We start from the raw sequence: 25,797 nt of genomic DNA on the forward strand, positions 1-25,797 counted from the left end.
AACCTCATAAAAAAATCTTAGAACCTTAGCAACTTAGAATCTTAGCATCTTCAAAAAAACCTTTGTACCTTTGCACCTCAAAACCTCTGTACCTCACAATGAGATATTTTATTCATTTTGCTTATAACGGAACTCATTATCATGGCTGGCAGTTTCAGCCCAACGCTTCATCAGTTCAGGAAACTTTAAATAAGGCACTTTCGGTTTTATTAAATTCGAAGATAAATGTGATGGGTGCCGGAAGAACGGATACTGGTGTTCATGCCGAGGAAATGTACGGACATTTTGATTTAGAAAAATCAATTGATATTCCGGTTTTGGTGCACAAGCTGAATTCGTATTTACCAAAAGATATTGCGATTTATAATATTATTCCCGTTCACGACGATGCGCATTGCCGATTTGACGCTGTAAAAAGAACCTACGAATATCATATCAATACGGTAAAAAATCCGTTTTTAGAGGAATTGAGCTGGTATGTAAATCAAAAGTTAGATATTGATTTAATGAACGAAGCAGCGAAGCTTTTATTAAAACATACCGATTTTCAATGTTTTTCGAAAGTGAATACAGATGTAAATACTTTTGACTGCACGATTTTTGAGGCGTATTGGAAAAACGAAAACAACAAACTGGTTTTTACAATTTCAGCGAATCGTTTTTTACGAAATATGGTTCGGGCAATTGTGGGAACTTTAATTAATATAGGATTACACAAAATTACGCTGGCAGATTTTGAAAATATTATTGCCAGCAAAAACAGAGAAAAAGCCGGATTTTCGGTTCCGGCGCATGGTTTGTATTTAACCAAAATTTATTACAATTATTTATAGCTGTAGGCTACAGGCTTTAAGCAGTAAGCTTTAAGTACTTTATAAAAGCCTATTGCCTAAAGCCTAAAGCTTAAAGCATCAAAAAAAATGAAAGCAAAAGCATTTGATACCGGTTTATTTAAACGGATTTTAAAATATACGAAACCTTATAAATGGCGTTACTACGGCGTTATTATTTTTGCGGTTTCGCTCTCCATATTTGCAGCACTTAGACCTTACTTATTAAAGCAAACGGTCGACGGCTATATCAAGACACACGACAAGACGGGTTTACTATTATATATTATTTTAATGGGAGGTGTTTTGTTGATGGAAGTTTTCTCTCAATTCTATTTTGTATACTGGGCAAACTGGCTTGGGCAGGATATCGTAAAAGATATTCGAACGAAACTTTTCAAACATATTCTAAGTTTTAGAATGAAATATTTTGATTTGGTTCCGGTTGGACAATTGGTTACCAGATCCGTTTCGGATATTGAATCGATTGCGCGTATTTTCAGTCAGGGATTGTTTATGATTATAAGTGATTTGATGAAAATGCTTGTCGTTTTGATTTTTATGTTTTACATGAACTGGAAGCTCACTTGGATTGTAGTGGTTGCAATGCCAATTCTGGTTTACATTACCAGAATTTTTCAGCGCAAGATGCAGGTTGCTTTTGAGGAAGTGAGAACGCAGATTGCTAATATGAACTCGTTTGTTCAGGAACGTGTAACGGGAATGAAAATCGTTCAGCTTTTTAACCGTGAAAAAATTGAAGCCGAGAATTTCAGGGTTATTAACGACAAACACAGAGTTGCGTGGATTAAAACAATTTTGTACAACTCAATCTTCTTCCCTATTGCCGATATTATTTCGTCGATTACTTTAGGTTTAGTAGTTGTTTTTGGCGGATTCAAAATTTTAAACGGAGATAACTTCACGACGTTTGGGGATTTATTTTCATATACGATGTTTATTGGAATGCTTTTTAATCCGCTTCGACAAATTGCAGATAAATTCAACGAGATGCAGTTGGGAATGATTGCTGCCAATCGTGTTTTTGATATTATCGATACTCAGGATCATATTCAGGACACAGGAACACTTGAAGCTCCTATTTTTGAAGGCAGTATTGAATTTAAACAAATTCGTTTTAGTTATATCCCGGAAGAAGAAGTGATAAAAGGAATTGATTTATCTGTCGATTCCGGGCAGACCATTGCAATTGTAGGTTCGACCGGAGCAGGAAAATCAACTATTATCAATTTGCTGAATCGCTTTTACGAAATTAACAGCGGAACAATTTACATTGACGGACAAAATATCGAAAATTATACTTTAGCATCTTTAAGAAAACAAATTGCAGTTGTTTTACAAGATGTATTTTTATTTGCCGATACAATTTACAACAATATTACGCTTAATAATCCTGAAATTACCCGCGAACAGGTTCTTGATGCGGCAAAGAAAATTGGCGTTCATGACTTTATTATGAGCCTTCCTGACAATTATGATTTTGATGTTAAGGAACGCGGCGTAATGCTTTCGTCTGGACAGCGACAGCTTATTGCATTTTTACGCTCTTATGTAAGTAATCCGAGTATTTTGATTTTAGATGAAGCAACTTCTTCAATAGATACGTATTCTGAAGAATTAATTCAGCGTGCGACTGAAACCATTACAAAAGGAAGAACTTCGATTATTATTGCGCATAGACTGGCAACAATTGTAAATGCAGATAAAATTGTAGTTATGGACAAAGGATTAATTGTGGAACAAGGAACACATCAGGAATTATTAATGAAAACTGATGGTTATTATAAAAACTTATACGATTCTCAATTTTCGGTTGCGAATTAGGCTTAAATTATAAATGCTTTTTGAGATTTAGATTAAAAAAAATAACATCCCGACGTGCTTTCGTAATTTACGTTATTGTGTCTATTCTTATTACGGTTTCTTCTGTATACATATTGAGTAATTTAATTACTGATCTTACAGAAAAATCGAATGAAGAAATGGCACAGCGTAATTTTTTTAAAAAGCAGGAATTCTTGGCGCAGGAATTTTCAAAAATTCTGGAACAGGAAAACCGCATAAAACACGTTTTAAAAATAAGTAACCCTGAGAATTTAGCTTCTAACTTACAAGTTTTATCTTCGGTGCAGGGTACAAATTTATTAGTAGTTGATAATTGGTTTCAAATCAATGACAATAAAATTCAGTTTGGTATTGATTCTATTTCTGATGCCGTAAAAAAAGATGCTGAAGATTTTATTCTTAAAAATAAAAATACAGATCATATCAGCATTATTATTCCGCAGGGAAAGGAATGGGTTTGGAGAGTTTATTTTAAACTCGCTTCAAAAAATACGACGGTGCGTTATGGCTACGACATTAATTTAAAAAAACTGCACGATTATTTTTCTACCGTCGATAAATCGGCTGGTAATTATGCTTTTATTTTTGATCAGTCAGGAAGATGTATTTATCATCCTGAATCTGATTTTATAGGAAAAAATATTTACGAAGTTTCTTCTACCCGTCCTTTTGATACTATATTCAGTAAAAAGCAGGATTATGTAAAAAGAGTTACAATGTCTGAATTTTTGAAGCTTGATGTTATCCGGTTTACAAAAAAAATAGATGTAAAAAATCTGCCTTGGTTTATATGTGTCAATTTCCCAAAAATATTTATTGACGAAAATGTAGCGTTGATTAAAAAATATTCGACCTGGATTTATTCGATTACAACAGTAATGCTTCTGCTGATTTTCTATTTATTCTCGTATGCCAACAGACGGGCCTATAAAGAGAAGGGAATTGCCATTAAAGAAAAAAACCGACTCCTTGTAGAGAATGAAAAAATTGTAAAAGAAAAAGCGCTTATTCAGCTCCAGCATTTAAAAGAGCAGATTAATCCGCACTTTTTATTTAATTCGTTAAACTCACTTTATATGCTGGTAGGAAGTGATGTAAAAACAGCGCAGAAATTTACTTTGAATCTTTCCCGTATTTACCGCTATTTGATAGATCCGCCGGCAAAAAATATTGTACCGCTAAAGGATGAATTATTGTTTATCGAAAAATATATCTTTTTACAGCAGACTCGTTTCAAAGAAGAATTATTCTTTTCGATAAAAATCGAAAACGAAGAAGCTTTGGATAAATTTATCCCATATCTGGCTTTTCAGGTTGTGGTTGAAAATGCTATCAAGCATAATATGGCAACACAGGAAAATCCGCTGACAACAGAAATTCTAATTCAGAAAGATCAGGTTATTATCAGTAATAATCTTCAAAAAAAGGCACACGGTGAACCCAGTACTAATTTCGGTCTAAAATATCTCTCAAGCATTTATAATTTTTACTCAAGAACCAATTTAAAAACCTCAGAAAAAGAAGGCAATTTCGTTTGTATTTTACCATTAATATCCATTCACTCCTAAAAAAAAGCCATTCACTCCTTTTTGTTTTTTTTCTGAACTAAAATCGAATAGTTTCGATGAAAATTAACTTAAACTTAACACCAAAATGAGGGAAAAGGCATTCCTGCATAATGTAAAATTACTTTGCTTACTAATTTTATTATTATTCATTCCTGTTACAGTTCTTTCGCAAAAGAAAAAGAAAAAAGAAACAGAGACTGAAATTGTAAAAGATTCTACTGACTCCAAAAAAGGAAAAAAATATAGTGACCTAATAAAAAAGGGCACACTTAAAAAAGGACTGTTCAATATCATTCAGGTTAAAACCGATGTTTATTTTGAAATTCAGGATAGTTTATTTAAAAGAGAATTTCTGGTTGTAAATAAATTATCTCAGGTCCCTTTTCAGATTAACGAAGCTGGCTTAAATAAAGGAATGAATTATGAAAACAAAATCATTTCCTTTTATAAAGATACAATTGCAAAGAAAGTTTGGATAAAAACATATGTTCCTAAAGTTTCTTCACCAAAAGAAGATGCCATTACAGCATCTGTAATTGATAATTTCTCAGAATCTATTATTGAAGTTTTTGATATTGAAACCAAAAACAACGATTCGAGTGCTGTAGTTATTAAAGTAAATAAGATTTTTGACGGAAAACAAAAAAGCTTCAATGATGTTTTGAGCAGCATTGGTATTGGCGGTTCTGTAAAATCTGACTTATCATATATAGAGAGTTTAAAAGCTTTCCCTAAAAATATTGTAGTAAAATCGCAGCTGACAACTTCTATCAGCGAAGGCGGCGGACCGGCATTGTCGGTAACGCTTGGCGTAACAAGTAATATTATTTTATTGGATAAAACTCCAATGAAAGCTCGTTTTTCTGACAACAGAATTGGTTTCTTCTCTGAAAAGCATTGGTATTTTGCCGATGCACAGCAGGCAATGCTTGAAAAAGAATTGATTACCCGCTGGCGTTTAGAACCAAAGAAAGAAGATGAAGAACGATATTTGAAAGGTGAATTAGTAGAGCCGAAAAAACCAATCGTTTATTACATCGATCCGTCGACTCCGAAGCAATGGAGAAAGTATATTATTGATGGAGTTCACGATTGGCAGGCAGCTTTTGAAAGAGCGGGTTTTAAAAACGCTATTATTGCAAAAGAACCTACTGAAAAAGATTTAGACTTTGACATAGATGATGCTCGCTATTCTGTTATTACGTATGCGGCATCACCAAAATCCAATGCTATGGGCCCTTCGGTTGTTGACCCAAGAAGCGGAGAAATTATTGAAGCCGACATTATTTGGTGGCACAATGTGATGACTTCGCTTCAAAGCTGGATGCGTATCCAGACCGGACCAATTGACCCAAAAGCAAGAGGAAATGTATTTAGCGATGAACATATGGGAGAAGCCATTCGTTTTGTATCGTCTCATGAAGTTGGACACACTTTTGGTTTAAGACACAATATGGGCTCTTCGTTTGCTTATGATGTTGAGTCTTTGCGTTCTAAAGAATTTACAGCAAAAATGGGTGGAACTGCACCTTCAATTATGGATTATGCCCGTTATAATTACGTTGCACAGCCAGAAGATAGTGTTACGGTAATTACTCCTAAAATTGGAGAATATGATAAATATGCTATTGAATGGGGTTACAGATGGTATTCGCCTAACGAAAACGAAACAGCAAAACTAAACGCCTTAATTACAAAACATCAAAATGACCCCATTTATTTTTATGGAGAACAGCAGGCAAATGTAATTGATCCTCGCTCACAATCTGAAGATTTAGGAAACGATGCTGTAAAAGCAAGCGAATACGGTTTAAAAAACTTAAAACGTGTTGTAGACAATATCTTAAACTGGACTTACGACAAAGACCGTTCATATTATGAAACCGGCAAACTGTATATAGGAAGTATTGGGCAGTGGGAAACGTATAACTATCATGTCATGAGTAATATTGGCGGTATTTATCTTAATACGACCGTTCATGGCGACAACAAACAAAGTTATATTCCGGTACCGGCAGCAATGCAAAAAAGAGCGGCAGATTTTTTAGTTAAAAATGCAATTACAATTCCGCAATGGTTATTTTTTAATGACATTTTAGACAAAACAAATCCATTAGAAAATTCGCCTCTAGGCCCTTATGAATACACTCCGTATACTCTTTCAAGAGGATTGCAATATCGTATTATGTATGATTTATTAAATGATGATCGTTTGCTTAGAATGACGGAAAATGAATTGTATCAGCGAAATAAAACAAATGAAAAGGTTTTTACCGTAAATGATTTATTCCAAAAATTACATCAAAGTGTATTTGCAGGAACGATTCAAAACAAATCGTTGAGCATTTTAGAGCGAATGACACAAAAAAATTATGTTGATGTTTTGATTGTTTCAACAAATAAATTGTTTGAAAAAACTGAGCCTAAAAAAGCAATCGAAATTCTGCAGACTTTAAGTATGCCTCATTTGTGCAATTATTTAGATGATGAACATATGGCGAGAAACATTAATCAGTCTGCTTTAAAAAGAGTTACAGAAGTAACATCAGACAAAAAAGGAGAATTGAGTAAAGTGCTTCAATTATTAAGAACAAAAAGAAGTACGGGAGATCAATCGACCCAAAATCATTACCGCGATTTAATACAACGAATCGACAGAGCTTTGAATAATACAACCTTTTAATATATAACCCAAACCCAAAACATGAAAAAAATTCTACATGCCCTACTGCTGTTTCTGGCCATCGCAGGATATGCGCAGGAATCCCGAACTATTACGGGGATCATTCAAGATGAAGCAGATCTTTCGCCAATACCTGGTGCATCGATCTTCGTTGAGAACAATTCCATCTCAAATAAAACTGCTATGGCAGGTATTATTCAAAGTGAAGGTATCGGAACTACTACAGATTTCGACGGTAAATTCTCTTTGAAAATTTCAAAAAATATTACTTCTTTGAGAGTTACTTTCATGGGATACAAATCGTATACGCTTGAACTTTCTGCTCAAAAAAATTATACAATCAACTTAACATCTGAAACAGCAAAACTTCAGGAGGTTGTGGTAACAGGTTACCAAAAAATTGAGAAAAGAAAACTTACTGCTGCCGTTACAAAAATCGACATGGCTGCGATCCAGCAGACTGGGGTTTCTAGTATTGACCAGTTATTGGTAGGACAAATTGCCGGAGTTGCGGTAAGCACACCATCTGGAGCACCTGGAGCACCAGCAAAAATCAGAATCAGGGGTACAGCATCTCTTAACGGCACACAAGATCCTTTATGGGTACTTGATGGGCTGCCATTAGAAGGAAATGAAGTTCCTAAAAACTATGACAAAGACAATATCGACGTATTAAACAACTACTCTATTGCAGGTTTAAACCCAGACGATATTAAAGATATTACGATTTTGAAAGATGCTGCTGCAACTGCTATTTACGGTGCACGTGCTGCAAACGGTGTAATCGTGGTAACTACTAAAAAAGGTAAAGCTGGTAAAATGGTAGTAAGTTTCAATACTAATACATTTATCACGCAGAGACCTCAGTTTTCTAAATTAAATTTAATGAACTCAAACGAGAAAATTGATTTAGAACTTAACATGGCAAGCCGTGCAGATTTAACTTACAGAGATACTGGCGGAGATATTTCTCGTATCTTAAATGGATCTGGCGAATTAGACGCTTACAGAGCTGGAGGATTTTCTTCTTTAAGCCCTGCAACACAACAATCTATCAATTCTTTAAGAGGAAACAACACAAACTGGGGTAACTTATTATATCAAACAGCTATCAACACGCAGCACGGTTTAAGTTTATCTGGTGGTGGAGAAAAATCTGATTACTATTTCTCTTTAGGATACTATGATGAAAAAGGAGCAACTATTGGAACTGGTTTCAAACGTTACAACTTAACATTAAAAAACAACTATCAAATAACAGATAAATTTAAAGTTGGTGTTGGAATTTTTGGTTCTGAAAACAAAACTACATCTTACCTTACAGATACAGATGCGTTTACAAACCCATCAAATTACTCAAGAAACGTAAATCCATATTTAACTCCATACAACGAAGATGGAAGTTATAAATATGACCCAGATATCACTGGTTATTCTGGCCGTTATGTTCCTTTTAACATCTTAGAAGAAAGAGCAAATACTTCTTACGATTTAAAAACCAGAGCTATAAAAGCTTTATTAGATGCTGAGTATAAAGTTACTAAAGACTTAAAAGTAACGTCTCAATTAGGTTTACAGTTAGACAATACTGCCAGCGAAAAATTTGCTGGAAAAGAAACTTATTACACAAGAAAGCAAAAAGAAAAATCACGTTATTTTACTAACGGAGCTTACAATTATTTCCTTCCGGAAGGTGGAATTATTCAAAACTCAAATACAGACTTTTTTCAGTATAACTTAAAAACAATGGTGAGTTATAAAACTGAAATTGCTGAGAAACACGAAATCGAAGCAATGGTTGGTAATGAGTTAAGAAGAAACTACACAACATCTGTTTCAACTAAAGGATTTGGTTTTGATGAGAAAAATTTAACTACACAGCCAATTCTTTTCCCTAACGCTGGTTTCGCTAAGGAATCTGATTATAAACAATATGCTAAAAGTGAAAATGAAAATGCTTTTGCTTCTTTCTTCGCTACTGCTGCATATACTTACAACAGAAAATATAGTGTATTTGGAAGTGTGAGATACGATGGTTCAGATTTATTTGGTGTAGATCCTAAATACAAATATTTGCCACTTTGGTCAACATCTGCATCTTGGGCAGTGTCTGAAGAAGATTTCTTAAAAGACAACCTAACACTTTCTAACTTAAGACTTCGTGCTTCTTACGGTTTACAAGGAAACATTGACAAAAATACTTCTCCTTATGTAATGGGTACAAATGGTACAACTATTATTTTACCTGGACAAAATGAGCAGATTATTGATGTTCAGAGTCCGCCAAATGAAAAATTACGTTGGGAAAAAACTACCAATACTAACGTAGGTGCTGATATAGGTTTATTCAACAATCGTATTAGCCTTGTAACTGATTTATACGGAAGAAAAAGTTCTGACTTAATTGGTTTAAGAGCGCTTCCTTTAGAAAATGGTTTTGAATATACAAATATGAACTGGGCACAGGTAAGTAATAAAGGTTACGAGATAACTTTATCTACTAAAAATATTGACCGTCCAAACTTTCAATGGAATACAAGTATTAACTTTTCTCACAACAAAAGCAACGTAGATCGTATCGAAGTTCGTGATACTGATTACCTGCCAAACAGAGAAGGACGTCCGGTAAATGCTGTATTTGGATTTAAAACAAACGGAATCGACGAAAATGGATATCCTTTATTTATCAACAAAAAAGGAGAAACTGTAAACTCTCAAACATTCTTTGGTTTATACGATCCATTTGCTGATATTTTCCCAGGAGAATTAGCGCAGTCAAATTTATCAGCTGCTGAATTTAGAGACTTATTTGTTTATTTAGGAGACAGAGACCCTAAGTTTACTGGAGGTATTACCAATACTTTTAAAGTAAGTAATTTTGATTTAACAATTGCAGCTTCATTCAACATCAAACAAACTGTAACAAGAACTCCTCCATACAATGGAACAATCGTAGACAGAGGACAAAATTACAGTAGAGATATTTTAGATGCATGGTCACCAACTAATACATCTTCTAACTTACCAGGAATTACAAGTAAAGATTCAGGAACAGGAGATTCTTATATGGCATACCTATGGTATTCTGGACAAAACCAAATTACAACCTACAATTATTTAGATACATGGGTTAGCGAAATGAGTTATATGAGATTAAGCAGTTTGCGTTTAGGTTATACATTCCCTAAAGCATTTACAGATCAAATTAACATTTCAAGCATCAGACTTAATGTTGAAGCTAGAAACTTATTCGTAATCAGCTCTGATTACAAAGGTTACTTTGACCCTGAAACTTTCGGAAACATTTATGCACAACCAGTTCCTAAGTCATTCACTTTAGGATGTAATGTAACTTTCTAATAAAAAATAAAGATGAAAAAATTCTCAAAATATATACTACTTTTTGCTGCAGCACTTGCTGTAACAAGCTGTGATGATTATCTGGATATCCAGCCAGTTGGTCGTGTTATTCCAGAAACATTAGAGCAGTACCGCGCAGTTTTAACAAAAGGATACGACGTATATCCTGAACATAAATCATTAACGGCAGTTCGTACAGACGAATTGACAATGAATGAATTCAGTGATGACGTAACATACTATAGAGATATTTATATTTGGAAAGATGCAAATCCGGATCGTATTACAACTACTTTTCAATATGCAGATTTATACAAAACTATCTTTTATACAAACGTAATCATTAACGAAGCGTCTAAAAAATTAGATGTATCTCCAGAAAGAAACCAATTAGTTGGAGAAGCGTATGCTTTAAGAGCAATGGCTTACTTTGATTTAATTAACCTTTTTGGAAAACCATATAATGCTGCAACTGCTGGTTCAGACAAAGGAGTTCCGTTAGCATTAGAAATTGATTTAGAGCAGGCATTTGTTCCTCAAAGTGTAGAAGTAATTTACAATCAAATTATTTCTGACACTCAGGAAGCTGAAAAATTCATCAACAAAGATTCTCAAACAAAAGGTTTAAACTATCGTTTCTCTAAAGTTGCTTTATACAGTTTAGAAAGCCGTATTTATTTATACATACAACAATGGCAAAAATCGCTTGATGCTGCAAACAAAGCGTTAGCAATCAACAACACTTTAATTGATTTAAAGGCTACACCTGTTTTTGCAACAAAATACGATTCAAAAGAATCTATTTTAGCTCTTGAAGACGGTTTAATAAACAACTTAAAAGGTGCCGTTTATGCTTCATCAGATTTAATTGCTGCTTACAGCAAAACAACTGATTTACGTTTTCCCCTTTATTTCTTAGCAAGCGGAAGCCGTTACAGAATTCAAAAAGGTGGAAATATTGATCAAAAATGTTCTTTCAGAACTTCTGAGTTATATTTAACAAAAGCAGAAACTTCATTAAAACTGAACAACATTGCTGATGCTAAAACAACTGTTTTAAGCTTCATCAAAAACAGATACACAGCAGCTGCTTATGTACAACTTGAAATTGAAGTTAATGCAATGAATGCTGCAGATTTAACAAACTTTATTTACGAAGAAAGACACCGTGAGTTTGCTGTTGAAGGGCAACGTTGGTTTGATTTGAGAAGAACATCTCAAAAACAAATCGTTCACACTTTTGACGGTGACAATTATACATTGATACAAAACGATCCGCGATATACTATTATTTACCCGGCAGATGCGAGATTAAACAATCCCAATCTATAATTTTACCTATTGTTTTTTTTTAAGAGGTCCAGTGCAAGTGCACTGCCCCCAAAAAGTTAGACGCTATTTGGGGGCATTTTTATGGAAAGAAAAGTCAAGCACAGTTATGAATTCAAACTTGAATGTGTAGAATTAGTAGTTGTTAAACATTATTCATTTGCATTAGTATCTAACGAGAAAGGAACCAGCAAATCTAATATACGCAAATGGGTCAGTTTTTACAGGGAATATGGAAGGGCAGGTTTATTATTACGAAAAAATCGGGTTTATCCGATTGATTTTAAATTAAAGGTTTTAAAGTCAATTTATAGGGATTCGTTATCTTTAAGAGAAGCTCGTTTACGATTTAACATTCCTTCGGATTCAATTATCATTAAATGGAAAAAAGATTTTGCTAATTTTGGTTTAGAAGGATTAAAACTAAAACCAAAAGGGAGGCCAAAATCTATGAGTGATTCTAAAGATAAAAAAAGTAAATCCAAAAAACCTTTAACCAGGGAAGAAGAACTTCTGTTAGAGAATGAAGCATTACGCTGTGAAATTGATTTTCTAAAAAAGTTACAAGCCTTAATTCAAGCCGAAGAAAAAGCCAAAAATCGCAAGTCATAATGGAATTAAGGCATCGCTATGATTTAAAATTACTTTTAAATTGTAGTAATGTGGCGCGCAGCAGTTTTTATTATTATCAAAAACAGAGTAAAACAGCTGATAAATACAAAAAAGTAAAAGAACTTATAAAATCAATTTATTATAAGCATAAGGGACGTTACGGATACAGGAGGATCACTAGTGAGTTAAACCTTCAAGGGATAATCATCAATCATAAAACAGTTTTAAGACTAATGAAATCGTTGGGATTAAAAAGTCTTATCAGAGTTAAAAAATATAAATCCTATAAAGGAGAACAAGGCAGGATTGCCCCAAATATTCTGAGCAGAAACTTTAAAGCATCAGTACCTAATCAAAAATGGGCAACCGATATAACTGAATTTAACGTCTCAGGAAAAAAATTATATTTATCACCAATAATTGATTTGTTTAATGGAGAAATAATTAGCTATGAACTGGCTGAAAGACCCGTATTTAACCAAGTAGCTGTGATGCTTGAAAAAGCATTTAAGAAAATACCCAATAATACTAATTTAACGCTGCACTCTGATCAAGGATGGCAGTATCAAATGAAACAGTACCAATACTTATTAAAAGAAAAAGGAATTAAACAAAGTATGTCCAGAAAAGGAAATTGTCTTGACAATGCCATTATTGAAAACTTCTTTGGAACATTAAAATCAGAGCTGTTTTATCTTAAAAAATACAGTTCCATTGGTCAATTAAAACAGGAGATTATTGAGTATATTAATTATTATAATAATGACAGAATAAAACTTAATCTAAAAGCAATGAGCCCGATACAATATCGAGCTCATTATTATAAAACTTAATTATAAATTTGTCTAAACTTTTGGGTGCAGTCTACAAGCTGGGCCTCTTTTGCATTTATTTATATCAAAGAAATTACCGACGGTTTCAACCGCGGGAACGCAATAAAATCACGATTCGTTTCCTGTGGTTGAAACCACAGGCTATATTTGAAATAGAAACATAGATTTTCATTAACGATTTAATAAACATAGCCCGTGGTTTCAACCACGGGAACACAATATATTCACAATCCGTAACCCGCCGCTTAAACCACAAGTATTATGTAAAACATAACAGAAAAGATTAAATAACAACAAAACTGCAAACTCCTATAAAAACTTGTTGTAAAAAAACTATAGACAATTATATTTGCAAAATCATTTAAGGGCTTCTCACTTAAAAATGAAACTTTTTAACTTTATCTCAAAAGGAAAATGAAAATTGCCATTGTCGAAGACGAATATCTTGCTTCCAGTTACCTAAAATCAATTTTAGAACAGCAGGAAATTTTACAGATAGCCGAAATTGCAGTTTTAAAATCGGTAAAAGAAGCGGTCGATTTTTTTAAACAAAACAGTGTCGACCTAGCTTTTATGGATATTCATTTGGGCGACGGAAAAAGCCTTGAAATTTTTGAAAAAGCCACAATCTCCTGCCCGGTCATTTTTGTTACGGCTTACGATTCTTATGCCATTTCGGTATTCAAACATTTTACAATCGATTATCTTTTAAAACCTTTTGAAGAACAAGAGCTATTAGAAGCCCTAACCAAATTCAAAAAAATAAAAGACAGCTTTAATGCCGATGCAACGCTGCAGTCTTTAGTCGCCATCGAAAATCCAGAAACAAGCAAAATACAACGTCATTTTTTAGTAAATCACGGTTACAAACTAATTTCAGTAAACGAATCTGAAATCACTTATTTTGCAGCATCTGGAAAACATTTATTTATCTATGTAAAATCTGGCAACAGCTATTTATATAACAGCACCATTACAGATATTATAAACAGCCTTGATCCGTTTATCTTTTTCAAAATAAACCGAAAATATATCGTACACCGAAATATTATAAAAGAAGTCGTAAAACATTCGCATCAAAAAATAGAACTCATTCTTACCGTTCCTCCCATCGAAAACGATCCAATAATTATCAGTAAAAAAGAAATAAACAATTTCAAAAACTGGCTCGATCAATAAAATTGATTATTTTTTTGAATCGGAAAACGCTAAAATTTACGCTTTCGCAGAAAATCTAAAACTGCATAATTCACAATTTGAAGTTTTAAACTGACCAAATAAGTGTCAAAATCATTCTAAAAAGTTAAAATAGCGTTATAAGAATCATAAAGTTGATATTATGTAACTTACAGTATAACTTTCTTCATTTTAGAATTCTTTATCTTTGAGAGACAAAAATTTAAATGAAAAAGAAAATGCCACATAACAGATTTTATCCTAACGAAGAATTCAAAGAAATAGAAATAAACGCATCATTACAACTTAAATACGCAATTTCAAACAGAGGAAGATTAATAAGCTTTACGGACGAAATTGAAAACGGCCGAATCTTAAAAGGCGGCCTAAGCGATGGATATCCTACTTTTAGATTTAAAGTTAAAAAAGATGACAAAATCATCAACAAATATTTATTTCTCTACAAATTAGTTGCCCAATATTTTCTTCCAAAACAATCAGAAGATCAAACCTATGTCCTGCATCTCGATTACAACCGAAGCAATGACGATATCAGCAATTTACGCTGGGCAACAAAACAAGAAATGATGGCGCACAGCCGCAAAAGTCCTCGTGTGATTCAGGCAAAGAAAAACCTGATCGAACACAACTTAAAAGCCGACGGACGAAAATTAACTACCACAAAAGTCATGTTAATCAAAAAAATATTGGCAAGACCAGAACAAAAAACACGTCTTAAAATGATCGCTAAACAATTCGGCGTAAGCGAAATGCAGATTCGCAGAATTGCCAGCGGCGAAAACTGGGGACACGTGAAAGTTTAATGGTTAATTATGAATTATTAATTGAACGATTGTCAGGCTGAGCGAAATCGAAGCCCACACAAAGCCCTTCCACATAGTTCCATAACAACAAAATATATCGCCACAGATTAAACAGATTAAACGGATTTTAAAAAATCTTTTTAATCCTAATAATCTGTGGCTTTATCTTTTTAATAATTTCTGTCACTCTGAGCGAAGTCGAAACCCACGCAAAGCCCTTTCACATAATCCTGTCATAGCAAAATTATATCGCCACAGATTACACAGATTAAACGGATTTTAAAAAATCTTTTTAATTCTAATAATCTGTGGCTTTATCTTTTTAATAATTTCTGTCACTCTGAGCGAAGTCAAAGCCCACACAAAGCACTTCTATATAGTTCCATAACAACAAAATATATCGCCACAGATTACACAGATTAAACGGATTTTAAAAAATCTTTTTAATCCTAATAATCTGTGGCTTTATCTTTTTAATAATTTCTGTCATTCTGAGCGAAGTCGAAGAGCTTTTTACAAGCAGCGGGCTTCAACTTCGCTCAGCCTGACAAACGAATCAACATCACACATTTACCTTTATTTCTCTTCTCTTACTTCTTGCTTCTTTCATCTCACAACTAACATCACATATTTTACTTTTTTACATGATACTCTTTTTAAAATAAATCATTAAATTCGCAAGCACAAATAACAAACGAAAAATCGGCAAGTGAGTTTCGGAATCTATAAACCTCATTTTCGATAGTTAATACTAAAAACAAAAAAAATGAAATACGACGTTATTGTTTTAGGAAGTGGTCCTGGAGGATATGTAACAGCAATTAGAGCTTCACAATTAGGCTTTAAAACTGCTGTAGTTGAAAAAGAAAACCTTGGTGGTGTATGTTTAAACTGGGGATGTATCCCAACAAAAGCATTACTAAAATCAGCTCAGGTTTTTGATTATTTAAAACACGCTTCTGACTACGGATTGAAAGTTTCTGAATTCGATAAAGATTTTCCAGCAGTTATTCAACGCAGCCGCGGTGTTGCCGAAGGAATGAGCAAAGGTGTTCAATTCTTAATGAAAAAAAACAAAATTGACGTTATCGAAGGTTTTGGAAAACTAAAACCAGGAAAAAAACTTGACGTTACAGATAAAGATAATAAAGTTACAGAATATAGCGCTGATCACATCATCATTGCAACCGGAGCTCGCTCTCGTGAGTTACCAAACTTACCGCAAGATGGTGTAAAAGTAATTGGTTACCGTCAGGCAATGACATTACCAACACAGCCAAAATCTATGATTATCGTAGGTTCTGGAGCAATTGGAGTTGAATTTGCTCACTTCTACAACTCAATGGGAACAGATGTTACTATTGTAGAATTTATGCCAAACGTGGTTCCTGTAGAAGACGAAGATATCTCAAAACAATTTGAGCGTTCTTTGAAAAAAGCCGGAATTAAAGTTATGACAAACTCATCTGTTGAGCGTATCGACACAACCGGTGCAGGAGTTAAAGCATTTGTTAAAACTGCAAAAGGAGAAGAAGTTCTTGAAGCTGACATCGTACTTTCGGCAGTTGGAATCAAAACAAACATTGAAAATATTGGTTTAGAAGAAGTTGGAATCGCTGTTGACAGAGATAAAATCTTAGTAAACGCTTACAACGAAACCAACATTCCGGGATACTACGCAATTGGAGACGTTACTCCGGGTCAGGCTTTAGCTCACGTAGCTTCTGCAGAAGGAATTAACTGTGTAGAAAAAATTAAAGGTCTTCACGTACAGCCAATCGATTACGGAAATGTTCCGGGTTGTACTTACGCAACTCCAGAAATCGCTTCTGTAGGTTTAACTGAAAAACAAGCAAAAGAAAAAGGTTACGAATTAAAAATTGGTAAATTCCCATTCTCAGCTTCAGGAAAGGCTAAAGCTGCCGGAACTCCAGACGGATTCGTAAAAGTAATTTTCGATGCTAAATACGGAGAATGGTTAGGATGCCACATGATTGGCGCTGGTGTTACTGATATGATTGCTGAGGCAGTTGTAGCTCGTAAACTAGAAACTACAGGTCATGAAATCCTTAAATCTATCCACCCTCATCCAACAATGAGCGAGGCAGTTATGGAAGCTGTTGCTGATGCTTACGGCGAAGTAATTCACTTGTAAAAATATACCGTTTTACGGTCATATATAATTTTCAATTTAAAAATCCGATTTGTGAAAGCAGATCGGATTTTTTATTTTGTCATTTCGATCCCGAAACTTCGGGAGAGAAATCGCACTCATATATCCACAAAGAAGTTCCACAAAGCAAATCCCCAATCTTTGTCTTAAAATCTGATTAGTAAAAATAAGTCGTTTTATTATGGCGTGTCCCTCCGGGTCAGGCTGTCCGCTGTATCTTTTATGGCGAACCCCGCCATAAAAGGATGCCGCTCCCATCCTTCACGCACAGTAGTTTTCAAAAGATAAATAATAAATTATAGGCAATTATGATACATCAACCAGTTTTGATAGAGAAATATCCAAAGCTGTTGCAACTTGAAACAAAGTATAAATTGTCATATTCAATTTTCCGTTTTCAAGTCTTTCTATAGATTGACGGTCTTTTTTACATGCGCGAGCTAAGTCAGATTGATTCCAACCCTTCTCTTTTCGAAGTTCGACAATTCGTTGACCTATTTTTTCTTTTAATTGATCTTGTGTCATAAAACAAATGTCAAACAATTTATTTAAAATTTTGTCATCATATATGTTGACAAAATGAATTTTTCATATATCTTTGTAAGATAATTACAGGTAAAATAGAATTTAAAGAAACTAATAGCTTAGTTTTTGTCATTTCGACCGAAGGGAGAAATCGCACAAGAAACTCCACAAAGCAAGTCGCCAATCTTTATCGATTCACGAGTGCGATTTCTCCCTTCGGTCGAAATGACAATACTTTGTCTTAAAAAAATAACAACAATGAACAACGAGAGAAAACTTAAAATTCACACCAAATTTCAAAAAAGAACACACAAAGACATTACAATTCCATCAATAAAACTGGAAGGCAAATGGCTTGAAAAACTTGGATTTAAAAAAGGTGAAATTGTAATTATCGAACAAAAGAAAAACAGACTTATCATTACTAATGAAAAAAACAAAAATTAACACACAGTTTGTCATTCCGAGGAACGAGGAATCGCACTCGTAAATCCATAAAGAAACTCTACAAAGTAAATCACCAATCTTTGTCGATATAAGTATGCGATTTCTCCCTTCGGTCGAAATTGACAATACTTTGACAAATATTATAAACTTTAAAATTTATAAATAAAAATTTGTTAAAAACTTGACATAAAAAAAACATTGAAGTCGTCTTATAATTCTTATTTTTATTCTTTATAAATAAGATTTTATGAAATTACCTTTTATAGAAATAATCGAAGCCACAACGAGTGATCCTAATTTACTAATGTGGAAATTTTATGATGAAGATAAAGAAATCAAAAACGGAGCAAAACTAACCGTTCGCGAAAGCCAGCAGGTAATGCTTTTAAACGAAGGCCAGCTTGCCGATGTTTACGAACCTGGCCTTCATACTTTGTCTACAGAAAATATTCCGGTTTTAAGCAAACTGAAAGGCTGGAAATACGGTTTTGAAAGTCCGTTTAAAGTCGATGTTTATTTTTTCAACACCCATCAATTCATCAATAATAAATGGGGAACTCCTGCTCCTATTCTATTGAACGATCCACAATTCGGGCAAATCAGAATTCGCGCTTTTGGAAGTTTCGATATTCAAATTGTCGACGTTGCCAAATTCTTCCGTCAGTATGCGGGAACCTATCAGCAGCTTACCATTTTTGAATTGCAAAACCAGTTACGTGATTTCGTTGCTCCAAAATTTGGAGAAGTTCTCGCCAATGAAAATATTACAGTAACAGACGTTGCCGGAAATATTACCCAATTAGGTAAAAAAATCGAACCGTATCTAAAACCTTATTTCCTTCAATTCGGAATTGAATTAACGCAGTTTGTAATCACCAGCGTTACATTACCCGAAGAAGTTACGGCACACTACGATAAAATCACCAATATGAATATGGTAACTGATATGGATAAATTTACCAAATTCAATACCGCAACTGCTATTGGAGATAAAGGAACAGCACTTCACGATGCAACCCAAAACGCATTGAGTATGGGAATTCTTCTAAATCAATTACAGCAGAATAAAGAAACCCAAAAAGAAGAAGTAAAAGACGATTTAACGTCTAAACTTCAAAAACTAAAATCTTTATTTGATGCCGGTTTAATCGACGAAGATGAATTTAAAACAAAGAAATCTGAATTATTAAGCCAATTATAATGGAAGAGAAAAAAGTCAATTCGTTTTTAGACAGACTAAAACAAAAAGCTCAAAACCAAACTAATTATGGCGGTGAAATGGAAATCAGCGACGCAAAAATGAATGCAAAAGACTGTCCAAACTGCGGCGCCGGACGAGCAAAACAAGATGGTGTAACACATTGTGCTTATTGCGGATTTGAATTTATAACCGTAAAACTTACTGACGGAGTTTATATTAAAAAAGAAGATAATTCAATTTAAAAAATAAAATTAACGTGTTCGGATTATTCAATAAACAAAAAAACGAAGAAAACCTTCCGGAATGGTATGCAGAACTTCAGGAATCACAACAAAGATGGTTTACCTTCTTAGAAAAACTTGAAGCAAAAATGGAAGAATTTGCAGCCGCAGCCATTCCGGAACTTAAAGAAATTTTACAAAGCGATGACGATTTGTACAAAAGAACTTTCCACAGGGTTTATTCTGGCGTAAACGGTCAATTATCAAACATAAGAGAAAAAGCCCGGGATACTTACGACGAAAAAATTCTGGATGTTTACCAAAATTATAATTCGCAGATTTCGGTTTTAAGCAGACATCATAACCTGGTTTCTAATTTCAGAACCGCTTGTTCTGATCGTTACTACGATTTTGACAATCAATACGAATATTGGAGAAAACAGATCGAAAAAACACAGGAAAGAGATCTTGAAATCGAATATCAAAAAATCCTCGATGAATTTGATGCCATCAAAAATAAATTCAGATGTACACAATGCGGAGGAAGCATCGAAATCGAAAAAATCTTTTTAATCGAAACCTATATTTCATGTCCGTATTGTAAAACGCAAAACACGTTTGCGCCAAGCACACAAGGCAGAAATTTGCAAAACATTGCACGCGGACTTGCTGAACAAAGAACAGCACACTTATACGAAGCTTTTGAAACGGAGGATAAAAAAGAGCGGGAATTATATCATCAGCGACATGAATTAAGTTTAAGCAAAATACATGAATCAGATAAAAAAGTGCTGAATGAAATTCAGGCAAAAATGGATGATCTCGAAGAACAAAGGCAATTTGTTATCAAAAATGCTCCAAAATTATATCAGGTTTATCTGCGCGCCATGTATGACGAGTGGAATAAAATTACGCCCGATTTAAAAGAGCACAACGAAAAAATGTATCAGAATCAGGTACACAATAAATAATTATTAATCCTTAAAAATCAACAAATGTTTAAGAAACTTTTTGGAGCTCTAACTGGAGACAGTAAACAGGAAAATCAAAATTTTGAGCAGGCACAAACATCAAACGAAAACTATGAAGATAATTACAGAAATGATTATCAGGAAGTAGAATACGATCCAGAAACTTTGCACGGAACGCATTATAATGTTGATGATTTTGATGCCGAAGTAGCAGAAAGAGCCGAAGCATGGATTGCTGACCAACGCGCAAGTGGTGAAAACCTTGAAGAAAAAGATATTAAAGGCATATATTTTAGTTACAGAAGAGAAATTTACACCGAATGGAATAATTGCGATTCTGACCAAATGATACGATTTGAACATGCTAATTCATTAAAATATACCGGAATTCAAACTTCAGGATTCATAAAGGTTGAAGAAAATAATCCGTTTCTTGAGCCTGTACACGGCGTAGATTTAAGAACGTATACCGCAATGTGCCTTAAAATAAGTGCCGGAATCGATTATCAGGAAGTTTGCAAAGCAATGGGCTTCGAATCTGTAATTTGGGAAGAGTTAAACACAATCTGGCCCCAGCGTATGGGCGAAGACACTTCATTTACGGTTACAACTTTGTTCGGGCAGTATTATGCAGAAAATGTAACAGTTCCGCAATTAGAAAACCTAAAAGCAGAAATTTCTGAAGAAGGAGCAGCAAATCTTGAAAGAATCAAAACAGACCGTTATTTCTACGAAGAACTTGCCGGAGCGAGACAAGCTGCATACGAATACGGAATCGATGGCGCGCAATGGATTTTAGAAACTTTCGGGATCAACCTTGCTGATTTCCAATCTGCAGCAATGCAGTGGATGACAGAGCAAAATCAAAACTGGAATTCTGAAAATATCACAGAATTCCATGATTATCAACAAGCAAAACAAAAAGAATATGCCGCAAAATTTGCTGCAGAACAAGGCGGCAATATCGCAGACGATGTAAATTTCTAAGTTCAGTTTCTTTAAATAGTAAAAAACCGATTTGTAAACAGATCGGTTTTTTATTCGTTTAGACTTAAACAGAAATTTCAAAAATTACTTCATAAAAATAATATATAATGGAAAACACACCCATTTTCTTTGCCGATGGAGAAAATCCAAAAATGATTGAAGCGTTCAAAAAAGCGCAGGCTACCTTTAAATATTTCTGGAGAGAATTATCCTGGGAATATCGCAGAATAATTCCCGGACTTGATGTTGCCTGTGTTAAACTGGCTTTCACTCAGGAAATAAATGGAGAAACTTTAGTTGAACACATGTGGATTAATGATGTGAATTTTGATGGTGAAACTATTTATGGTGTTCTAGTTAATCAGCCAAATGAATTAACGAATGTAAATAACGGAGATGAAATACAAATTCCAATCAATCAAATCAGTGACTGGTTATTTGCAGCTGGAGGAAAAACCTACGGAGGTTATACTATTCATGCAATGCGTTCAGAAATGAGCGATAACGAAAGAGAAGATCACGACGAAGCCTGGGGATTAGATTTTGGAGATTTCAACGATATTTTTGTCGTTTCTGATCAAAAAGAAAAACCTGAAAATCTTATAGAACATCCTATGAGTAAAAACATGAAAGACAGTCTTATTGATTTTGTAAAAAATAATCCCGAAGAAATAACTGCAAAAGATGAATTAGGTTATACCTTTTTACATAGAGAAGCAATCGCAGGAAATCTCACTTCAATTCAGGTATTATTAGAATCAGGAGCAGATAAAAATGAAAAAACTGCCAGCGGCAAAACAGCACTAGATTTTGCAAAACAATTAAATTGGGAGCATTTAATTCCCTTATTATAATATTTTCATTTAAGATCCGATTTGCTAAACAAATCGGATTTTTTGGTTAATAAATAACCCGTTTATCTTTTTATCGTAAACCAATAAAGTGGTATTTTCGCAGCACCAAATCTAATCTTCGCATGCGATGAAAAAAATATCCTTCATAATTATAATAATCTTGTTTCCAGCAAGTATATTATTTTCTCAAACAAAAAAGGAAAATACTGTTCCAGACCCTCAAAGCGTTTTTTCAAGATCTTATGATTATGTAAATGACTTCGAAAAAATCTTAAGTCCTGATCAAATTACAACATTAAGTAATACCTTAAAAGCATTCGAAAAACAGTTTCTTTACAAAATTACGATTGTAACAACCCCATCTATACAGCCTTATACTTCTTTCCCTGATTATGCTTTAGAATTAGACCGATATTTGTCAAAAGATCCAAAACTAGATCCCACTATTTTAATTGTAGTAAGCAGAGAAATAAGACAAATTCAGGTTCAAAGCATTGACCTTATCCGCTATAAATTAAGCGATAACGACACGCAGAATATTATAACAACTTATGCCGTGCCCGAATTTAAAAAAGGAGATTATGGTAAAGGTTTAGAACTTGCCGTTGATCAGTTTATGAATAAATTAAAAACATATTAATTTATTCTTTACACCTAAAATCTTATATTGTATTCGTTTTAATCATAAAAAGAAAAGTTATGACATTAGAAGAATATAAAAAACAATTTTCAGAAGATGATGCCGTAGGCTGGCTTGAAATTGATAACGAATTTGAACGTCTTTATCCAAATCAGGAACCCAAACATTTTGCACCAGCTATAAGTTATATGCTTGGCGGAGAATATCCGCTGGACGGCGTAAGTATTTATGACAGCAAAAAACAAACAGATCATTTTCACTTTGTAACTTACGGTTTTTCTGAATTATATTATAACGAAGAAAAAGTTGACGGCGAATTCAGCAAATGGGGATTTGAACTTACTTTTAGATTAAAACCATTCGAAGCTGATAACGGAAACCCAAGCTGGGCAGTGACACTTTTGCAAAATATAGCCAAATATGTTTTTGACAGCGGCAACTGGTTTGAAGAATTTCATTACATGCCGGCAAACGGCCCAATCAGGCTGGATACTGATACTGAAATTACAGCATTGCTTTTTGTAAACGACCCTGAAATCGAAAAGAAACAAACACCGCATGGAGAAGTTTCATTTCTGCAGATTGTTGGAATTACTTCTGCTGAATACGAAGCAATAAAAGAAAATCCCGGAACAGTCGAAGAATTGGCAAATAAATTAAAAGAAAACAATCCGCTGTTAATTACTGATTTAACGAGAAAATAAAAATTTACTTTTCAAATATCAAGAATCCGATTTGTAAAAACAGATCCGATTTTTTGATTTCGGCTTGTTAAAAAAGCTTTACTGCGAAACTAATTTTAATAACTTATCTGTAAATAACAGCGTTATGAAAGAAATATGCATTGTTGAATTCACCTCTAATTTAGGCTTAAAAGAACCGCAGACAGGAAAAGAACCAGGTGTAAATCGTTTGCCTGATTGGTTATGGAAACATAATCTGCATAGAACAATTAATCCAAAAAATATCATAAGGGTCGATCCGCCAAAATATTCAAATTCTAAAGATCCTGAAACCAATATTCTCAACACAGATTCATTAGTTACCTACGCCAGAGAGCAAGCCTATTTAATAAACAATTTATTGAGTGCCAATAAATTTCCGTTTGTATTGGGCGGCGACTGCAGCATTCTTTTAGGATCGGCAATGGCTTTAAAGCAAAAAGGCAATTACGGATTATTTTACCTCGACGGCCATACCGATTTTATGGATATTTCTTTATCTGAAACCGGCGGCGCTGGCGGCATGGCAGCTTCAATCGTTACCGGAAACGGGCATCAAAAATTAACCAATATCCTCAATTTATCTCCTTATATAAAAGAAGAAAACCTTTGGTGCGTTGGCAATCGCGAATACGATGATGAATACGAAAACGAAATCAGAAAATCTTCGGCAACATACATAAGCCTTCAGGAACTGCGAAAACAAGGCATTACAAAATCTGTAAAAACATTTCTTTCAGAAGTTGAAAACAAAAACTTAGATGGTTTCTGGCTTCATATCGATGTCGACGTTCTTAACGATGATATAATGCCCTGCGTAGACAGCAGAACGCCTGACGGTTTAACCTATGAGGAATTTAATGAACTTACCTCCTATTTATTTGAAAGTCAAAAACTAAGCGGACTTGAAATTACGATTCTCGACCCGGATTTAGACGAAACCGGACAGTATACAAAAGATTTTGTTATCAATATTACTACTGCTTTCAATAAACACTTCAATCATTGATTTACAAACATAAACATCAAATATTCAATATTTTAGTATTATTTTTAAAACAAAATACAACAACTTAGAATTTGATGAAAATAGTAGAAATTAGAAAAAGTGATTTTGAAGCTTTAAAAATCCTGTTTTTAAAAGAAAGGCAAAGAACATTTTCGTGGCTTGATACATCAGAATTTAAATTAGATGACTTTGAAAAACATACACGAGGAGAATATATTTTAACTGCGCTCATTAATGATATTCCTGTTGGTTTTATTTCTATTTGGATGCCAAATAATTTTATTCACCATTTGTATGTCGATAAGGAATATCAAGGTCAAAAAATTGGAACCGGATTATTGAAAGCCGCAATTCAAAAAACTAAATTTCCGCTTACTTTAAAATGCTTAGAAAACAATATCAAAGCCGTTGAATTTTATAACAGAAAAGGATTTATTGAAAAAGAAAAAGGACGTTCTGAAAACGGAACATATATTTTATTTGAGCTTACAGAAAACATAAATTAACCAAACTTAAAAACCATGAACCAGGAAATTCAGGCATACAATGATTCACAAAGCGTTGAAGACAAAAAAATATGTAATATTTTAAGTACTGCGATTAATGATTTCCTGCAGGAAGCCGAAAGCAAAATCTGGCACCGGCATCCGGTTTGGTTTTTAGACGGAAATCCCGTTGCCGGTTACAGTAAATTAAAAGATTCTGTCAGGCTGCTTTTTTGGAGCGGACAGTCTTTTGATGAAACAGAACTTCAAAACGAAGGGAGCTTTAAAGCCGCCGAAGCGCGTTATACAAGTGCAGATCAAATCAATATCGACGATCTAAAAAGATGGCTCGGCAAAGCCAGAAACATTCAATGGGATTATAAAAATATCGTGAAACGCAAAGGCGTTTTAATTCGATTAAAATAACTCAAACCATTCTTTTAAAAGACTTTAACGCAACTATTTAACTTTTTTTTCATCT

At 33.9% G+C, this 25,797-nt stretch carries 22 protein-coding genes; 21 read left to right on the forward strand and 1 reads right to left on the reverse strand.

Annotated features, from left to right (window positions below; genetic code table 11):
- Positions 1 to 98 precede the first annotated feature (98 nt).
- The 10 genes from truA to lpdA all read left to right on the forward strand — a co-directional run bounded on the left by truA (position 99) and on the right by lpdA (position 17,236).
- Positions 99 to 833 (forward strand): tRNA pseudouridine(38-40) synthase TruA, encoded by a 735-nt coding sequence (truA, locus tag AABD74_RS20235; protein WP_406844096.1) that lies wholly within the window; start codon positions 99 to 101, stop codon positions 831 to 833.
- An 87-nt stretch (positions 834 to 920) separates the two neighbouring features.
- The gene (locus AABD74_RS20240; protein ID WP_232679479.1) at positions 921 to 2,675 is read left to right on the forward strand and encodes an ABC transporter ATP-binding protein; all 1,755 of its coding nucleotides are present in this window, start codon (positions 921 to 923) and stop codon (positions 2,673 to 2,675) included.
- A 77-nt stretch (positions 2,676 to 2,752) separates the two neighbouring features.
- Complete coding sequence (locus AABD74_RS20245; protein WP_406844097.1) at positions 2,753 to 4,264, forward strand: histidine kinase; 1,512 nt, start codon at positions 2,753 to 2,755, stop codon at positions 4,262 to 4,264.
- An 85-nt stretch (positions 4,265 to 4,349) separates the two neighbouring features.
- Positions 4,350 to 6,947, forward strand: a complete 2,598-nt coding sequence (locus AABD74_RS20250) for a zinc-dependent metalloprotease (RefSeq protein WP_406844098.1) — start codon at positions 4,350 to 4,352, stop codon at positions 6,945 to 6,947.
- Positions 6,948 to 6,968: 21 nt separating this feature from the next.
- Positions 6,969 to 10,307, forward strand: coding sequence for a SusC/RagA family TonB-linked outer membrane protein (locus AABD74_RS20255; RefSeq protein WP_406844099.1), 3,339 nt, complete (start codon positions 6,969 to 6,971; stop codon positions 10,305 to 10,307).
- 12 nt (positions 10,308 to 10,319) lie between these two features.
- Positions 10,320 to 11,639 (forward strand): RagB/SusD family nutrient uptake outer membrane protein, encoded by a 1,320-nt coding sequence (locus tag AABD74_RS20260; protein ID WP_406844100.1) that lies wholly within the window; start codon positions 10,320 to 10,322, stop codon positions 11,637 to 11,639.
- Between the two features lie 81 nt (positions 11,640 to 11,720).
- Positions 11,721 to 13,081 (forward strand): IS3 family transposase gene (locus AABD74_RS20265; RefSeq protein ID WP_406843840.1). Its coding sequence is split into 2 segments (ribosomal slippage): positions 11,721 to 12,204 and positions 12,204 to 13,081, totalling 1,362 coding nucleotides; the frame shifts between segments, so codons are not numbered across the junction.
- Between the two features lie 414 nt (positions 13,082 to 13,495).
- Entirely contained in the window at positions 13,496 to 14,260 is a 765-nt protein-coding gene (locus tag AABD74_RS20270) for a LytR/AlgR family response regulator transcription factor (RefSeq protein WP_406844101.1), read from the forward strand.
- Positions 14,261 to 14,484: 224 nt separating this feature from the next.
- Positions 14,485 to 15,081, forward strand: a complete 597-nt coding sequence (locus tag AABD74_RS20275; protein WP_234984732.1) for an HNH endonuclease — start codon at positions 14,485 to 14,487, stop codon at positions 15,079 to 15,081.
- Between the two features lie 766 nt (positions 15,082 to 15,847).
- Positions 15,848 to 17,236, forward strand: a complete 1,389-nt coding sequence (gene lpdA, locus AABD74_RS20280) for a dihydrolipoyl dehydrogenase (RefSeq protein WP_232679466.1) — start codon at positions 15,848 to 15,850, stop codon at positions 17,234 to 17,236.
- A gap of 324 nt (positions 17,237 to 17,560) precedes the next feature.
- On the opposite strand, the gene AABD74_RS20285 is transcribed toward lpdA, so the two are convergent.
- Positions 17,561 to 17,779, reverse strand: a complete 219-nt coding sequence (locus AABD74_RS20285; RefSeq protein WP_406844102.1) for a helix-turn-helix domain-containing protein — start codon at positions 17,777 to 17,779, stop codon at positions 17,561 to 17,563.
- A gap of 258 nt (positions 17,780 to 18,037) precedes the next feature.
- Between AABD74_RS20285 and AABD74_RS20290 the strand changes: the two genes are divergently transcribed.
- From AABD74_RS20290 to AABD74_RS20340, 11 genes are all read left to right on the forward strand, one after another.
- Positions 18,038 to 18,226, forward strand: a complete 189-nt coding sequence (locus AABD74_RS20290; protein WP_406844103.1) for a SymE family type I addiction module toxin — start codon at positions 18,038 to 18,040, stop codon at positions 18,224 to 18,226.
- 247 nt (positions 18,227 to 18,473) lie between these two features.
- The gene (locus tag AABD74_RS20295) at positions 18,474 to 19,427 is read left to right on the forward strand and encodes an SPFH domain-containing protein (protein ID WP_232679462.1); all 954 of its coding nucleotides are present in this window, start codon (positions 18,474 to 18,476) and stop codon (positions 19,425 to 19,427) included.
- Complete coding sequence (locus AABD74_RS20300) at positions 19,427 to 19,669, forward strand: hypothetical protein (protein ID WP_232679460.1); 243 nt, start codon at positions 19,427 to 19,429, stop codon at positions 19,667 to 19,669. The genes AABD74_RS20295 and AABD74_RS20300 overlap by 1 nt, the downstream gene beginning before the upstream one ends.
- Before the next feature lie 14 nt (positions 19,670 to 19,683).
- Positions 19,684 to 20,619, forward strand: a complete 936-nt coding sequence (locus AABD74_RS20305) for a hypothetical protein (RefSeq protein WP_406844104.1) — start codon at positions 19,684 to 19,686, stop codon at positions 20,617 to 20,619.
- A gap of 24 nt (positions 20,620 to 20,643) precedes the next feature.
- Complete coding sequence (locus AABD74_RS20310) at positions 20,644 to 21,606, forward strand: DUF6620 family protein (RefSeq protein WP_073484915.1); 963 nt, start codon at positions 20,644 to 20,646, stop codon at positions 21,604 to 21,606.
- Between the two features lie 107 nt (positions 21,607 to 21,713).
- On the forward strand, positions 21,714 to 22,460 hold the full coding sequence (locus tag AABD74_RS20315) for a DUF2314 domain-containing protein (protein ID WP_232679457.1): 747 nt from the start codon (positions 21,714 to 21,716) through the stop codon (positions 22,458 to 22,460).
- A gap of 127 nt (positions 22,461 to 22,587) precedes the next feature.
- A complete protein-coding gene (locus tag AABD74_RS20320; protein ID WP_232679455.1) occupies positions 22,588 to 23,100 on the forward strand; it encodes a YgcG family protein in 513 nt (170 codons plus the stop codon).
- Between the two features lie 59 nt (positions 23,101 to 23,159).
- Positions 23,160 to 23,804, forward strand: coding sequence for a suppressor of fused domain protein (locus AABD74_RS20325; RefSeq protein WP_406844105.1), 645 nt, complete (start codon positions 23,160 to 23,162; stop codon positions 23,802 to 23,804).
- A 124-nt stretch (positions 23,805 to 23,928) separates the two neighbouring features.
- Complete coding sequence (locus tag AABD74_RS20330) at positions 23,929 to 24,831, forward strand: arginase family protein (protein ID WP_406844106.1); 903 nt, start codon at positions 23,929 to 23,931, stop codon at positions 24,829 to 24,831.
- Positions 24,832 to 24,905: 74 nt separating this feature from the next.
- Positions 24,906 to 25,337 carry a GNAT family N-acetyltransferase gene (locus AABD74_RS20335; protein ID WP_406844107.1) on the forward strand — a complete coding sequence of 144 codons (432 nt, stop codon included), beginning with the start codon at positions 24,906 to 24,908 and terminating at the stop codon, positions 25,335 to 25,337.
- Between the two features lie 15 nt (positions 25,338 to 25,352).
- Positions 25,353 to 25,742 carry a DUF1801 domain-containing protein gene (locus tag AABD74_RS20340; protein WP_406844108.1) on the forward strand — a complete coding sequence of 130 codons (390 nt, stop codon included), beginning with the start codon at positions 25,353 to 25,355 and terminating at the stop codon, positions 25,740 to 25,742.
- Positions 25,743 to 25,797: the final 55 nt, after the last annotated feature.

The organism is Flavobacterium soyae (assembly GCF_045348165.1).
Classification (GTDB): Bacteria; Bacteroidota; Bacteroidia; order Flavobacteriales; family Flavobacteriaceae; genus Flavobacterium; species Flavobacterium soyae.